Genomic DNA, 14011 nt, shown 5'->3' with positions numbered 1-14011 from the left:
TCTTCCAACGCATCTCTCCGTTCGTCCAGGGGGAAGGCGGGATTCAGGCGCTCGCGGCGGCGCGGGCCTTGGCCTGTTCGTGCAGGTGCTGCAGCGACGGGGTGCCGGTCTCGAGGGCGTTGAGCAGGCTCTCGACCTGGGCCATGTGGTTGCACAGCCCCTTGGCGCGGATCCTGCCGTGCTCGTCGAGGATCACCCCGTAGGGGGTGGTGCCGACCTGGTAGGCGATGCCGACGTCGCGGCCGTCGACGTAGCTCAGTTCGGTGCCGATGTTGCTGCCGGCGAGGAACTGCCGGTGTTCCTCCGGTGTGCCGTCGGAGACGATCACGACGTCGAGGTCCTTCTCCGCCTTGGCCATCGCCCGGATGCCGGGCAGCAGGCTCTTGCAGGTGGAACAGGTGGGCGCCGTGAACAGCAGCAGCTGCGGCCTGTCGCGGTGGCCGCCGACGCCGACGGTGCGGCCCACATGGTCGGTGAGGCCCCGGAAGGACGGGCCGGCCTGCTCGATCTTCGGACCGGTGTCCATCATGCGGGCCCCGAGGGGGCCGAGCCGGACCTGCACCCGGCCGATCTCGCGGGCCAGCGCGAGCACCATCAGGAACAACACGGCGACCGCCACCACCAGCACGATGATCGCAACGAGAAATATGGTGTCCATCTGTCGTCCTGTCTCGGAAAATGTTGTGGAAGAAATGGTTTCAGGCCCCGTAGCGCGACACGGCAGAGACCGCGCGCAGTTCGATGGACGCGCCGGTCAGGTGCTCGTCGACGGGCCGGCGCCCGACGTGGACCACGGAGCGCAACTGGGCCACCGCGAGCCCGGCGGCGAGCGCGAGCGCCGCGAGCGCGATTGCCGCCACCTGCTGGAGCGCGGCGATCGTCGCGGGTCCGGTGAGGGCCAGCACGATCGACGCGGCGGCGAACGCACCGGCCCGCACGGAGTGGAACCAGCCGATGCGCGGTGCCTCGCCGTGGCCGCCGAACGCGAAGCAGCCGCAGTCGAGCTCGCGCCGGCCCCGCGCGAGGTTCACGGTGAGACCGACGAAGAAGCCGAGGAACAGCACCGCCGCGACAGCCGCGGCGGCACTGCCGGCGACGCCGAGCACCAGCAGGGCACCCACGGCGATCTCCGCGGCGGGCAACACCCGCGCGACCGCCCGTTCCAACACGGGCGGCAGCAGCCGATAGCCGCGGACGACGCGCAGCAGCCCCTCGTGATCGCCGGCCTTCGGCACCCCGGCGAGCAACAACGTCCCGCCGACGAGCGCCGCAACCACCGCCCAGATCATGGTCGTCCCCTTCGCAGTCGAGTGATCGTGCCGGTCAATCGTGCGCACCGGATGCGTCGCGAACGGGTCGTCGGGGAAACGTCCGGGGGCACCGCGAGTGGAACCGGCCGTGGCGGCGCGCCCCATGCGGACACTGCAGGTGGGACACGGTCTCCGGCGCTCGGGGGACCGTGTCCGCACGGCGCACGGGGCCGTGCGGTGGCGCGGGCCACAGCGCCGCGTCGGGCGGATTCCCACTTGCCGTCCCCATGTCGTTCGCGGAGGTAACCGTCGCGTAACACCGCGGCGCTACGTTGTCCCTCGCCCTGAGGCGTTTCACCGCCCGAGGTGCCGGCACCGCCGGCTGCACGGACGCACAGACGGGATACGACGATCGTGACAACCGCACTCCGGGCCGCGATTGCCCGCTCACGGGACGCCGAAACCCATCGGGATCCGGTGTATTCGCCGCTGCGCGCCCTCGGCCGCCGTCAGCTCACCCCGATCGATCTGCTCGGCCAGTCCCTGTCGACGATCGCGCCGGCCACCGGGATGGTGTTCATCGCGCTGTGGATGGTGACCCACCGGCCGGGCGTCGGCGGTCTGCTGGCGATCGCGGGGACCACCGCCGTGGTGGTGCTGGTGGCGCTGTGCATCACGCAGTTCACGCGGCGCCTCGCCGCGGCCGGGTCGCTCTACAGCTTCGTGTTCCAGGGCCTGAGTGCCCGCGCGACCCTCACCACGGGCGCGGCGCTGCTGCTGGGCTATCTCGGCATCTCGATCTCGGTGATGTCGCAGGCCGCACAGAGCCTGCTCCGCATCGCAGACCTGCTCGGCATGCACGTGCCCGGCGCCGCGCCGTGGTCGGTCACGATCGGTCTCGTCGCGGTTGCCGTCGCGGTGATCACGGTGCGCGGCGTGCGGTTCGCGACGCGCGCCATCCTGCTCGTCGAGGCGTGCTCGCTCGTGCTCATCGTGGCGCTCATGCTCGGCACCCCGGCCGGTGCGGGCACGGCCACCACCGAACTGCCGGACGCACCCCTGAGCCTCATGCCGTTCCTCGCGATGCTCACCGTGCTGTCGATGGCGGGCTTCGAGAGCGCCGCGTTCTTCGGCCCGGAGGCCAAGCGGCCGTTGGTGACCGTCACTCGCACCGTGCTGATCTCCCCCGTCGTCGTCGGTGTCCTGTTCGTGTTCGCGGCGTGGGCCGCGTTGTCCGGCCACGGCGCCGTCGTCGTCGGCGCGTACTTCGACGGCACGGCGTCCGGCGCGAGCGTCGGTGTGGTGCTCGCGGTGCAGGCGGGCATGACGTGCTCGTGGCTCGCGTCGACCCTGGGGTGCGCGCAGGCGGGTTCCCGGCTGCTGTACTCGATGGGTGTCGAGCGGGTGCTGCCGAGCGCCCTCGCCCGTGTCCACGACCGGTTCCGCACCCCGCACGTGGGCGTGCTCTCCTTCACCGCCGCGGGTTTCGCCGGCGCGTGCCTGTACGCGTCCCTCGCGGGGGCGGATTCGGGGGCGTTCGACGGCGTCGTGGAGATCGGCCTCGTCGTGGCCTACACGCTGGTGGCCGTCGCGTCGCTGCGATTCCTGCACCGCATCGGCGAGCACACCGTCGTGACGCGGGCGGCCGCGCTGTTCGTCTCGGTCCTGGGGATGGGCCTGCTCGGCTACATCGCCGTCGACGGCACCGCGCACGGCGTATGGGTCGTGCCCGCGACACTCTCGGCGGTCGCGGCGTCCGGCACGGTGTGGCAGTACGTGCTGCGCCGGGTCCGGCCCGGCAGCCTGACGACCATCGGTGCGTTCGACTCGGTCGAGACCGGGGACATCCTCCCCGGGGCGGGGACCCTCGTGATCGGCGCGGACGGGCGGCGGCGCATCCTCCCGGACGTCCCGCACCCCGGCGACGACGCCCGTCCCCGCGACGGGAACCCGGGTTGACCGCGCACGTGTCCGTGCACGCGGACGATTCGCACTTCAGCGGACAGCAGCCGCGCGCGGTGCAGAAGGCGCTGGGGATGCTCGAGGCCGTCGCGCAGCTCGGCCCCGGCACGTCCGCGAAGGAGATCGCCAGGTTCGCCGGGGTGCCGCCGACCACCGCGTACCGCATGCTCAACCTGCTCGTGGCCGACGGATTCCTCGTCCGCGTGCCGGACCTGTCCGGCTTCGCGCTGGGTCGTCGCACCGCGGAGCTCGCGCAGGCGGCCGCGGAGACGAGCCCGTCGCCGACGCTGCACGACGTCGTCGAGGAGCTGCGCACCCACACCCGATTCGGGGTGCACGTCGCCTCGTTCGCGGCCGGGCGGCTGCGGTTCGTCGACAAGGACCCCGACCACGAGATCATCGCCATCGGCGTGCTCGCGAAGAACCTGCACGCCAACGCCCTCGGCAAGCTCATGTTGGCGCACCATCCGCACGTGCGTCCCGATCCGGAACTGCGGCGCCTGACCGACCACACGATCTGCGACCACGACGTCCTCGCCGAGGAACTGCGCGCCGTCGCCGCCGCGGGCTACGCGTACGAGGGCGAGGAGTGCCGGACCGGGCGGGCCGCGCTGGCGGTGCCGATCCGGGACCGTTCGGCGTTCGTCGTCGGCGGCCTCTACCTGCAGGGGTCGGCGTCGCGGGTCACCCCGGACGACGCGGTGCTCGTGCGGTTCCTCTTCGACGGCTCGGCACGCCTGTCGGGGCTGCTGTGACGGCGTGAGTCACCGGGTGGGCCGCGGCGGGGTTCGTCACCGGGTGGGCCGCGGCGGGGTTCGTCACCGGGTGGGCCGCGGCGGGGGTGCGTCGTCCGGGGCGAGGTGCGCACCGATCCGACGGAACAGCGTGTCGGCCTCGTTCCGGTACGCACCGGTGTCGTCGAACGCCGCCGGGTCGAAGGTGACGGCGACGGCGACGGCGATCTTCCGCGACGGCAGGTATGCCTCGACCGCGGCGTACCCACCGAACAACGGGTTCTGCATCAGCCAGTTGCCGGTGACCACCACACCGAGGCCATAGGTGTAGCCCTCGGACTGCGGGAAGCACGTGGGGCAGCCGGGCAGCGCGGTGGTCCGGCCGCGCAGGTCCGTCGACACCATCGCCCGGTACGACTCCGGGGAGAGCAGCGTGCCGGTGCCGACGGCGACCGCGGTGTCGTGCAGGTCGTGGATGTCGGTGGTCTGGACGGCGCCGCGGGTGATGGTCCAGGACGGGTCCCAGAACGTGGATTCCTCGTAGAAGGGTGTCGCGGCGGGGATCCCGAGCGCCTGCCGGCGTTCCGAGCTGAACGCATGCAGCACCGGCTCCGGGATCGCCGGCGTCTGCGACGGCGTCGTGCCGTCCAGCCCGAGCGGGTCGAGTACCTTCTCCTGCAGCAGTTCCGCCACCGGCCGGCCGGTGATCTTCTCGAGGGCCAGGCCGAGGATCACGTAGTTGGTGTGCGCCTAGTTCCAGTTGGTGCCGGGCTCGTAGAAGAGGGGCTGGGACGTGCCGTAGGCGATGAGCTCCTCGGGCGTCCAGTTCCGGAACGGGTCCCGGTAGATCGCATCCGACAGTTCGGGATTCTGCACGTAGTCGGCATAGCCGGAGGTCATCTGGGCGAGCTGCCCGAGGTTGACCCGGTCCGAATTCGGAATGTCGGGCAGCCACGTCGAGACCTTGTCGTCGAGGCGGACCTTCCCCTCGTCGACGAGTTGCAGCAGCAGCGTGGCGACGTAGGAGATGGCCACCGCGCCGTTGCGGAAGTGCATGTCGGTCGTCGCCGGCACGCCGGTGGTGGATACGCCGTAGGCGCGGGTGAGGATCTCCCTGCCGTCGACCGTGACGCGCACGACCGCCGCCTTCAGGTGCGTCTCCGCCATGGTGTCGCGCACGATCCGGTCCACGGCCTCGGCCGGCGCGAGGTCGGCCGACGATGCGGTCCCCGACGCGGCCGCGGTGTCGGCGGATCCGGACGGGCCGGGCGCGGCATCGTCCGTCGACGTGCAGGCGGTCAGGAGGCCGAGTGCGCACAGCACGGACAGGATCCGCCGGTTCAGGGGCATGCCTGATCTTGGCAGATGCGCTCGGCCGGTGCGATCACTCCGGCCCGGCGGCTGTGGTTCGGCGCAGGTCCCGATCGGACCGCAGGCGGGCGGTGAGTTCGGCCCTGCTGCGGACTCCGGTCTTCGTGTAGATCGCCTTGAGGTGATCGTGGACGGTGTTCGGAGTGATACCGCGACGGTCGGCGATCTCGGCGGTCGAGTATCCGGCCATCACCTCGAGGCACACGTCCCGTTCGCGGGCGGTGAGCGCGTATGCGGCGAGCAGCAACTCGGCGAGTTCGAGGCCGGTCGCATGCTCGATGGTGACCACGGTCTGCGGTTCGGCACCGCCCAGCAGCGCGGTGGCCCGCATCAGGATCCACCCGCCGGTGGCGTCGCGGATCCGCGTTCGGAACACACCCGAACCGCTCGCACGCGCCCCGAACGCGGCGGCGCGCACCATGACGGCCAGCCGTCCGGGCGCGATCTCGTCGAATCGGTCCTGCCAGTCGCGGGCGGCCGCTGTGAGCGCGAGCGGCTCACCCGCGGCCCCGGTGAGTACGACCGCCGGACCCGGGTCGCCCAGGCGCGAGGCGGCGGTGGCGCACACGGCGGCGCGGGTCGCCGACGCCACCGCCGGCGCCACCCGCGTGAGGAACTCGACCTCCGAGTCGGTGAAGTCCGCCCCGGACCGAACGAATCCGGCCGCACCCCAGCACAGTCCGCCGATGCGGAAGATCACGCGCAGTTCGTGGTCCAACCCGAGCGGACGCCACACCCCGGCGTGGCGAAGACTGTGGGCCACCTCGTCCGGGGGCAGCTCGGATCCCCGGGCCGCACTGCGGCCGTTGCGGAACAGCTCGGCGAAAGTGCCGGGATCCCGCCCGCGGTACTCGCTCTCGGCGAGCAGCGGCTCGTATTCCGGTGGAACCCGGTCGGGTCCGCTCGTCATGGAACCGATCGTCAGGGACCGGGGATCGATCATCGCCCAGCACGTCAGGTCGCTGCGCACCGTCCGGCCGACGAGTTCGATGGCGCGCCCGTGCACCTGCGTCACATCGGCGCCCGCGGCCGCGAGCGCCACCACCTCGCGGCCCACCTTCTCCGCCCGGATCTCGAGCATGAACCCAGTATGCGCTGGTGGCGGGCCTGTACCCATCCCCGTTTTCGGGGATGGGCCACCGGCCGGGCGGTTCCTAACGTGACAGACATGTCAGACAACATCGAACTCTGCAGGATGGGCGAGGGCCGTCGCCTCACCCTGCCCGACGCAACCGTCACGGTCCTGTCCACCGGTGCACACGCCGGCGGAGCCTACGAGCTCTTCCTCGTCGAGGCCCCGCGCACCGAGCCGGCGCCGCTGCACGCCGAACCGTGGGCCAAGTCGTATCACGTGCTGAGCGGCCGGATCCTGGTCCGTGCCGCAGCGACCGGTCACGAGCTCGCGGCCGGGGACACGATCACCCTCGCGCCGGGAACGGTGAACTCCTTCACCGTCCTGACCGACGCCGCGACCTTCCTGCTGATCGCCGCCGGGACCTCGATGGGCGGATTCTTCGGCGCGGTCGACGCCCTCGGGCACGAGCGTCCACCGGACGAGACGGGTCGGGCTCTCCGAGAGGTCGCCGACCGGTACGGGGTCACGCTCGCAGCGGAGGCAGGTGCGTCGTGATCGTTCTCGCGCAGGTCGCCGCGCTGGTCGGCGCGGCCGTGCATCTGCTCGCCTTCGTGTGGGAGACGCTGCTGTTCCGGCGGCCGTCGATACACGAAGACCTGTTCCGCATCCCCACCGGCGACGTCGCAGCGGTGCGGATGTGGGCGTTCAACGTCGGCTTCTACAACCTGTTCCTCGGCACCGGCGCGCTGATGGGGGTGGCCCTGTGGCGGGCCGGCGAGGACACGGTCGGACGCGCGCTCGTGCTCTACACGTGTTCGTTCATGCTGCTCGCCGGGATCGCCCTGTTCGTCTCGGACCGCATGGCCATGAGCCGGCCCCGCGGCGCCGGGCTCGGGGGTGCCGCGGCGCAGTGCACGCCACCGGCGATCGCGCTGATCGCGCTCGCGGCAGCCTGATCCGCTACTCCTGCGCGGCGACGTACCGCCCCAGCGCCGCGGCGCGGTCGGCCGGTGACCGGCGCGGGCAGCTCGTGCACTTGCCGCTGTCGGTCGCCCGGTAGATCAGGCAGCAGGAGCTGCGTCGCACGAAGCGTCGCCCGTCCGCCGGTTCCGGCGATCCGGGAGCTGCCGCCGTGACGCTGCCGGTGGGATCGACGTCGACGAAACGCGGTGGCAGCAGCGGCGGCCGCGACAGCGCGGCGGCGAGGGTGCACCCGTCGTCGACGCGGTGGGCGGCACGCCCGGCGTCGAGGGCACGGTTGGCGATCGAGTCGGACGCGACGGCCCACAACGCCCGCTCCGGCGCACCCGACACCCGCGCGAGCGGCGCGATGATCGCCGACAGCGCCGGCACGAGAGCGCGTGCAAAGGCATCGCGCCCGGGCAGCAGGCGCGAGGAACGCACCGCGCCGAGGTAGCCGTCCTCCCGCAGCACGCAGCGCAACCGGGCCGGGTCGGGATCGGGAGCGTGACCGGTGGCCAGGAGCATCGCGACGGGTCCGGCCACCAGGGTCGAACTGGCCGAGTACCACCAGAGCGTGCCGTTGACCCGAGGGTCGCTGCAGTCCCACCTGCGGCCGGTGTCGGATACCCGTCCGGCCAGCCACTGCGGATCGGTCGTCACCGTGCCCGGAAGGACGGCGGTCCCGAGGTCGACGGTGTGCGCGAAGTCGCCGAGCAGGGTTCGGGCCGCGGCGTAGGCACGCGCCGCGGCGTCGGCGTGCCCGTCAGGCATCGGCGAGCCCCCAGACCTCGAGCGTGCGTCGTCCGTCGCCGTCCACAGCCACCCGGCCACGAACTCCGAAGACCCCCGCCAGCACGGCGGGATGCAGGACGTCTTCCGGGGTTCCCGCAGCGACCACCGATCCGTGGTCCAGTACCGCCATGCGATCGCAGTACGCGGCCGCCAGCCGCAGGTCGTGCAGCGTCACCAGCACGGCGAGCCCGTCCGCGGCGAGGCTGCGCAGCAACTCCAGCACGGTCAGCTGGTGGCGCAGGTCGAGATGATTCGTCGGCTCGTCGAGCAGGAGCACGCGGGGTTGCTGGGCCAGGGCCCGGGCTATGGATATACGCTGGCGTTCCCCACCGGACAGGGCGAGCACGTCGCGATCGGCGAGGTGCAGCAGCCCGAGCCGGCCGAGCACATCCTCGACGACCACTCGGTCGTCGTCACCGAACGGTTCGAGCCATCCCCGCCGGGCGGTGCGTCCCAGCTGCACCGATTCGCGCACGGTCGTCCCACCGAGCGAGACCGGCTCCTGGACGCCGACCCCGACGAGGCGCGCGAGCGTGCGGCGCTTCAGGTCCGTGACGTCCTCGTCGCCGACGGTGATCGCGCCGGCCCCGACCCGCACCGCGCGGTAACAGGCGCGCAGCAGGGTCGTCTTGCCGCTGCCGTTGGGCCCGACGAGGGCGAGCACCCGGCCCGGGGCCACGTCGAGGTCCACCCCGTCGAGTACGGTGCGTTCGCCCAGCCGCGCGCGGACCCCGGTGGCGCGCAGGCGGGTCATCGTGCCCGCCCGTAGCTGCGCCACAGCATGACGAGGAAGGCGGGCGCACCGAGCAGACCGGTGACGACCCCCACCGGCAGCTCGGTCGAGCCGCTGACCGAACGGGCGACCATGTCGGCCAGGACCAGCGCGAGCGCCCCGGCCACCGCCGCCACGGGTATCAGCCGGACGGTGTTGCGGCCGACGAGATGGCCGGCGATGTGCGGGATCAGCAGTCCGATGAATCCGACGGTCCCCGAGACGGCCACCGCCGCGGCGGTGAGCAGAGAGACCGCCAGCAGGATCAGGATGCGGAACCGCCGCACGTCCATTCCCAGGGCGGTCGCCCCGTCGTCGCCGACGAGCAGCAGGTTCAGCTGCCGGCCGCACAGCAGGACGCCGCCACCGACGGTGAGCAGGACCAGCGCCGGCGCGGCGAGCATCGACCACGTCGCATCCCCGAATCCTCCTGCCAGCCAACGCATCACCGTACCGATCTGACGGTCGTCACCCAGGACCAGCAGGGTGAAGGTGGTCGCCGCGGAGAACACCATCGACATCGCCACGCCGACGAGGACGATCGCGGTGACGGCATGGGCGCGCAGACTCACCGCGATCGCGCCGGCGAGCGGAAACAGGGCTCCGAGGAAGGCCGCGAACGGCAGGGTGAAGGCTCCGAGTGCGCCGCTGCCGACACCCAGGACCGTCACCAGCACCACCCCGAACCCGGCACCGGAGGACACGCCCAACAGGTAGGGGTCGGCCAGCGGGTTGCGGGTCACCGCCTGCGCCACCACCCCGGCGATCGCGAGCGCGGCACCGACGACGGCGGCCGTCAACGCCCGGGGCAGGCGTGATTCGACGACGATCGCTTCCCGCGCCGCGGTCCACCACGGCGTGAAGGCCCCCGGTGCGAGGCGGTGCGCGACGATCGCCCACACGTCGCCGAAGGGGATGTTCACCGTGCCCAGCGACACGGCGCCCGCCAGCGCCAGCACGAGTGCGGCGAGCAGCGGCGGCAGGATCAGCCACAGCGAACGACGCGCCGCGCCCCCGTCCCGTCCCCGCGCGGCCGGCGCCGCGGCGCCGGCGTGCCGCGCCGATGCGTCGGCCAGGGTACCGGCGGGGGTCATTCCGGATCCGTGAACGCGGCCGGGTGCAGCCCGCGGGCGATCGTCGCGACCGAGTCGACCATGCGCGAGCTCTCGAAGAAGTCGTCGAGCGGCACGACGACGAAACGATCGTTGCGCACGGCGGGCGTGGTGGCCACGATCGGCTGGTTCTTCAGATAGGCGATCTTGTCCTCCGCGCTGGTCGCGCCGTAGTCGAGTACGACGATCGCCTCGGGTGCGCGCTCGCCGACGACCTCCCAGCCGGTGGTGAAGTACGGTTTCGGGCCTTCGGCGGTGATGTTGTCGGCGCCGGCGTATTCGGCGATGAGGTTGCCGATGCCCACGCCGCCGACCGAGAGCGGCTCGGCTTCGCCCGAGTCGTAGAAGAAGGTGCGCACCGGCGCGACGGCGGCCCGCTCCAGGCGGGCGCGTACCGCGTCGAGTTCCGCCGTGATCGATTCGGTCAGGGCCGCGGCCTGTTCCTCGGTACCGAGGAGGGCGCCGAGTTGGGCGAAGTCGTTCTCCAGCAACGCGATATCGGAGAAGCCGGCACCGCAGTACTCGGAGAACAGGAACGTGCGGATACCCGCCTGCTCGAGTGCGTCCCGCCCGCGTCCGGTCTTGTCGTCGAATGCGCTGCGCATCCCGCCGACGACCAGATCCGGGTCGAGGTCGCGGATCTGCTCGTACGTGGGGTACTCGGCAGCCAGCGACGGAATCGCCCTGAACTGCTCGGCCGTCTCGGGCAGCGGGTCGTCCTTCTCGCCGTAACCCATACCGACGATGCGATCCCCCACGCCCATCTGGATCAGGGTTTCGGTGACGTGGTCGTTCATCGACACGATCCGCTGCGGGGGCGCGTCGTAGGTGGCGGTGCGTCCGCAGTTGGTGATCGTCACCGGTTCGCCGAAGGCCGCGGCCGGCGGGGTGGCGCCGGTGTCTGCGCCCCGCGAGCAACCCGACAGGGCCGCGGTGGCGACGGTCAGGACGGCGAGAACCGCGGCGGCGTCTCGCACGGGACGGCGGAAGTCGACGGGCATGGGACCTCGTGCTCTGCTCAGGTGGCACGAGGCAGACTCCGGCACGGCAGCGACCCCGGACAGCGGGCACCGGCTACCCTGCTGGACTCCATCTCGTAGACCACGACGAAATACCGGAGTCGCGCACCCCCGTGCAGGCGATCGGGCTCACCGTCGGATGGACGGCCTACCGTTGCGGGTCAGCGCCGGACTCGGACCGGACTTTCCCTGCACGGGCGTCAGCAACGCTGCGGCCATTATGCATGTCGGCGGCGGGCCCGCATCGCAGGGTCGGCCACCGGTGCGCGGGTCCGTCGGGACGGCCACCCGGAGCGCCGTTCCATCGTCCGCCGCCCTCCCCCGGTTTTCACCCTCACTTTCACCCCGTTCGCGACCTCGGCTCCGGAACCGCGGCGATCCCCGGTGCGTTCCGATTGATGGTGGCTGTCGAACGGACTGCGCCCTCGTGCGGCCGGGGCGTCGCCACCGGCCCCTCTTCCGAGGGGCAACGCGCCGGAACGTCGGGTGATGCTGCGGACCGGCGGGGCCGGTCACCGCGCAGGGGGCGGTGACCGGCATCCGGGCGCGTGGGGGCCGGCACACTCGGGCGGATCACCGTACTGCCACGCCGCTGCCTCGCCCGCGGTGCCCCGGAACCGGGACCGACGACGCCGACTCCACGAAACCCAGAGTTCAAAATGCGGCCATCTGCCGGAGACCCGCCGCCGCGACACTGGAGGCACAAGGTGTCAACGACGGACGGGGAAACACTGATATGTCCGAGAACATCGCCCACCGACCCGACCCCCTCTTCGCTCTGCCGGCCGCGACGATTCCGGCGGCGCCCCACTCGATACGCCTCGAGGAGCCGGCCCCGATCCGTCCGGCCTCCGGCCTGCGTCCCCGCGTGGGCACCGTCCTCGGCACGGTCGTCTCCGCGGGGGCCGTCGCCACCATGGTGACCGGCTTCGTGGCGGTCGGTACCGTCGCCACGGTGTCCGGCCTGGTCTCGGCCGTCCGGCTCGGACCCTGACCGGCTCGGCGAACCCCTCAGTCGCCGAACTGCACGCTGTCGACGACGACGTCGGACCCGAACAGTTCGCGGGCGCGGACCAGAGCCGCGTCGCGCACCTCCGGCTCCGACAGCGTCGTGGGCAACGCCAGGGTCAGCAGCACGGAACGACCGTCGGACCTCGGCTGTGCCCTGACACGGCACACCCAGTCCACCGTTCCGCCCTCCCGGCGCAGCGCCAGCTCGGTGCGCGCGATGTCGCGCGCGAAGCAGGGCAGCGCGGGATCGGTCGTGCGTTCGAGCTGGGCCACGAGATCCTCGAGGCGATCGGTGCGCCATTGGCGCAACCCGGCCATCCGCGGTTCGACGTTCATCTCGGCACCCTTCGACACCGGCGACCGTCGGGTGCGCTCGCGGCGGCATGCGGGTCCGAGGTCTGCGGCGTCAGCGAAAACTGACTACTACCGAGACCATCGCGCCGCGAGCGCGCGGCGTTTCACGAGCCCGGCAACAGGCTGCGCTTCATGAGCCCGGCAACAGGCTGCGCAGCGCCGGTAGCAGTTCCTGTTCGGCCCACCGGATGAACGGCCCCTGCCGGTCACCTCCGATCTGGACGAGGGCGACCTCCGTGAATCCCGCGTCGACGAACGGCCGGATCTTGTCCACGTACTCGTCGATGTCGTCGCCGCACGGCAGTTGCGCCCCGACCTGCTCGGGCGTCACGAACCGGGTGGCCGCCGCGAACGAGGACGGCGCGGGCAGGTCCGGGTTGACCTTCCAGCCGAGGCCGAACCATCGGAACTGCTCGTGCGCCCGCTGCACCGCCGCGTCGCGGTCGGTGTCGTAGGAGACGGCGATCTGCCCGACTCGCGGTTTGCCCGCTCCCCCGGCCTCGTCGAACATCCGGGTCAGCTCCGGCTCGGGTTCGGTCGCCACCATCAGGTCGGCCTTCTCCCCGGCGAGGGCGCACGACTGCGAACCGGACACGGCGATGCCGATCGGCACCCGGGTCTCGGGCAGGTCGTAAAGGTGCGCGGACTCGACGTCGAAGTAGTCGCCGCGGAAGTTCACGTTGCCGCCGTCGAACAGCGCCGAAATGATCTCCACGGCCTCGGCGAGCATCTCGTGACGGGTGCCCACCGCGGGCCAGCCCTTGCCGACGACGTGTTCGTTGAGGTTCTCGCCCGCGCCCAGGCCGAGGCGGAACCGGCCCCCGGACAGGATCTGCATCGTCGCCGCCTTCTGCGCCACCACCGCCGGGTGGTACCGCAGGATCGGGCAGGTCACGTAGGTCATGAGCGGGATCTGCTCGGTGGCCTGGGCAGCGGCACCAAGGATGGACCACGCGTAGCCGGAATGCCCCTGTTCCTCCAGCCACGGGTTGTAGTGGTCACTGATCACCGAGAAGTCGAAGCCGGCCTTCTCCGCCATCTGCACGTCGCGGACGAGGTGGTCCGGCCGGGACTGCTCGCAGAGCATGGTGTAGCCGAAGTCGGTCACTGTTCGTTTCCTCCCGTGGTCCGTGCCGGGCGCCCCGCCGATGCCGGCGATCCGTCCTTCGGGATACCCACCGGTCGCCTCGGTACACGACCGTCACGGCAGGGAGGGGCCGCCGAGATGCCGGCTGCGCATCTCGGCAGGTACGGGTGTCTCGTTGCGGCGGGCCGGCCGGGCCGGCTCGCCGCAACGAGGGGTCGACCCGGTGTCAGACGAGGCAGACCACGAACAGCGGCACTCCGACGACCGGAACGAAGAGCAACGGAACGCACACGACACCGAACGGGCCGAGGACCGCCGGCTGGACGGATTCCGCGATCGGGGCAGGCGCGGTGGGGATGGCGGGGGCCGCTGTCGCGGCACCGGTGCCGAGGGCGATCATGGGGGCCATGGCGGTCGCCGCTACCGCCGCGCGAAACGTAGTCCTGCTCATGGTGTTTCTCCTCGCGTCGCGTGCCGCGACCGATACGCGCCCACGGCACGGAAATGGA

General features: G+C 71.8%; 15 protein-coding genes, 1 pseudogene and 1 riboswitch. Of the genes and pseudogenes, 5 read left to right on the top strand and 11 right to left on the bottom strand.

The window, feature by feature from the left end:
* Window positions 1-43 precede the first annotated feature (43 nt).
* Both HFP48_RS05730 and HFP48_RS05725 read right to left on the bottom strand, forming a co-directional pair.
* The gene (locus tag HFP48_RS05730; protein ID WP_006932024.1) at window positions 44-658 is read right to left on the bottom strand and encodes a redoxin domain-containing protein; all 615 of its coding nucleotides are present in this window, start codon (window positions 656-658) and stop codon (window positions 44-46) included.
* 40 nt (window positions 659-698) lie between these two features.
* The gene (locus tag HFP48_RS05725) at window positions 699-1289 is read right to left on the bottom strand and encodes a MauE/DoxX family redox-associated membrane protein (protein WP_235431167.1); all 591 of its coding nucleotides are present in this window, start codon (window positions 1287-1289) and stop codon (window positions 699-701) included.
* A gap of 375 nt (window positions 1290-1664) precedes the next feature.
* Here HFP48_RS05725 and HFP48_RS05720 point away from each other — a divergent pair, with 375 nt between their 5' ends.
* Window positions 1665-3209 carry an APC family permease gene (locus tag HFP48_RS05720; RefSeq protein ID WP_051446146.1) on the top strand — a complete coding sequence of 515 codons (1545 nt, stop codon included), beginning with the start codon at window positions 1665-1667 and terminating at the stop codon, window positions 3207-3209.
* Entirely contained in the window at window positions 3206-3967 is a 762-nt protein-coding gene (locus HFP48_RS05715; RefSeq protein ID WP_006932018.1) for an IclR family transcriptional regulator C-terminal domain-containing protein, read from the top strand. The genes HFP48_RS05720 and HFP48_RS05715 overlap by 4 nt, the downstream gene beginning before the upstream one ends.
* A gap of 63 nt (window positions 3968-4030) precedes the next feature.
* Here the strand turns inward: HFP48_RS05715 and HFP48_RS05710 are convergent.
* Together HFP48_RS05710 and HFP48_RS05705 are read right to left on the bottom strand one after the other, a co-directional pair.
* Window positions 4031-5296, bottom strand: a pseudogene (locus tag HFP48_RS05710) (serine hydrolase domain-containing protein).
* Between the two features lie 34 nt (window positions 5297-5330).
* On the bottom strand, window positions 5331-6398 hold the full coding sequence (locus tag HFP48_RS05705; protein WP_006932013.1) for a helix-turn-helix transcriptional regulator: 1068 nt from the start codon (window positions 6396-6398) through the stop codon (window positions 5331-5333).
* Between the two features lie 87 nt (window positions 6399-6485).
* Here HFP48_RS05705 and HFP48_RS05700 point away from each other — a divergent pair, with 87 nt between their 5' ends.
* Window positions 6486-6947 (top strand): hypothetical protein, encoded by a 462-nt coding sequence (locus HFP48_RS05700; RefSeq protein WP_050034629.1) that lies wholly within the window; start codon window positions 6486-6488, stop codon window positions 6945-6947.
* Window positions 6944-7348, top strand: coding sequence for a DUF1304 domain-containing protein (locus tag HFP48_RS05695; RefSeq protein WP_006932010.1), 405 nt, complete (start codon window positions 6944-6946; stop codon window positions 7346-7348). The genes HFP48_RS05700 and HFP48_RS05695 overlap by 4 nt, the downstream gene beginning before the upstream one ends.
* Before the next feature lie 4 nt (window positions 7349-7352).
* Here HFP48_RS05695 and HFP48_RS05690 read toward each other — a convergent pair whose 3' ends face one another.
* From HFP48_RS05690 to HFP48_RS05675, 4 genes are read right to left on the bottom strand one after another with little or no spacing between them, the layout of a single operon-like run.
* Complete coding sequence (locus tag HFP48_RS05690; protein WP_006932009.1) at window positions 7353-8126, bottom strand: (2Fe-2S)-binding protein; 774 nt, start codon at window positions 8124-8126, stop codon at window positions 7353-7355.
* Entirely contained in the window at window positions 8119-8901 is a 783-nt protein-coding gene (locus HFP48_RS05685) for an ABC transporter ATP-binding protein (protein ID WP_168579209.1), read from the bottom strand. Before HFP48_RS05685 ends, HFP48_RS05690 begins: the two co-directional genes overlap by 8 nt.
* A complete protein-coding gene (locus HFP48_RS05680; protein WP_168579208.1) occupies window positions 8898-10013 on the bottom strand; it encodes an iron ABC transporter permease in 1116 nt (371 codons plus the stop codon). The genes HFP48_RS05685 and HFP48_RS05680 overlap by 4 nt, the downstream gene beginning before the upstream one ends.
* The gene (locus HFP48_RS05675; RefSeq protein ID WP_168579207.1) at window positions 10010-11032 is read right to left on the bottom strand and encodes an ABC transporter substrate-binding protein; all 1023 of its coding nucleotides are present in this window, start codon (window positions 11030-11032) and stop codon (window positions 10010-10012) included. Before HFP48_RS05675 ends, HFP48_RS05680 begins: the two co-directional genes overlap by 4 nt.
* A 118-nt stretch (window positions 11033-11150) precedes the next feature.
* Window positions 11151-11270: riboswitch (cobalamin riboswitch) on the bottom strand.
* 516 nt (window positions 11271-11786) lie between these two features.
* Here HFP48_RS05675 and HFP48_RS05670 point away from each other — a divergent pair.
* The gene (locus HFP48_RS05670; protein ID WP_006932002.1) at window positions 11787-12044 is read left to right on the top strand and encodes a hypothetical protein; all 258 of its coding nucleotides are present in this window, start codon (window positions 11787-11789) and stop codon (window positions 12042-12044) included.
* 17 nt (window positions 12045-12061) lie between these two features.
* Here HFP48_RS05670 and HFP48_RS05665 read toward each other — a convergent pair whose 3' ends face one another.
* The 3 genes from HFP48_RS05665 to HFP48_RS05655 all read right to left on the bottom strand — a co-directional run bounded on the left by HFP48_RS05665 (window position 12062) and on the right by HFP48_RS05655 (window position 13953).
* On the bottom strand, window positions 12062-12397 hold the full coding sequence (locus HFP48_RS05665) for a hypothetical protein (RefSeq protein ID WP_044475651.1): 336 nt from the start codon (window positions 12395-12397) through the stop codon (window positions 12062-12064).
* Window positions 12398-12545: 148 nt separating this feature from the next.
* Window positions 12546-13523 (bottom strand): LLM class F420-dependent oxidoreductase, encoded by a 978-nt coding sequence (locus HFP48_RS05660; protein ID WP_083662398.1) that lies wholly within the window; start codon window positions 13521-13523, stop codon window positions 12546-12548.
* Window positions 13524-13728: 205 nt separating this feature from the next.
* Window positions 13729-13953 carry a hypothetical protein gene (locus tag HFP48_RS05655; RefSeq protein WP_139310946.1) on the bottom strand — a complete coding sequence of 75 codons (225 nt, stop codon included), beginning with the start codon at window positions 13951-13953 and terminating at the stop codon, window positions 13729-13731.
* Window positions 13954-14011: the final 58 nt, after the last annotated feature.

Source organism: Rhodococcus sp. DMU1 (assembly GCF_012272955.1).
Classification (GTDB): Bacteria; Actinomycetota; Actinomycetes; order Mycobacteriales; family Mycobacteriaceae; genus Rhodococcus; species Rhodococcus aetherivorans.
The sequence above is the reverse complement of the archived record's forward strand: the minus strand, read 5'-3'. Positions and strand labels throughout refer to the sequence as shown.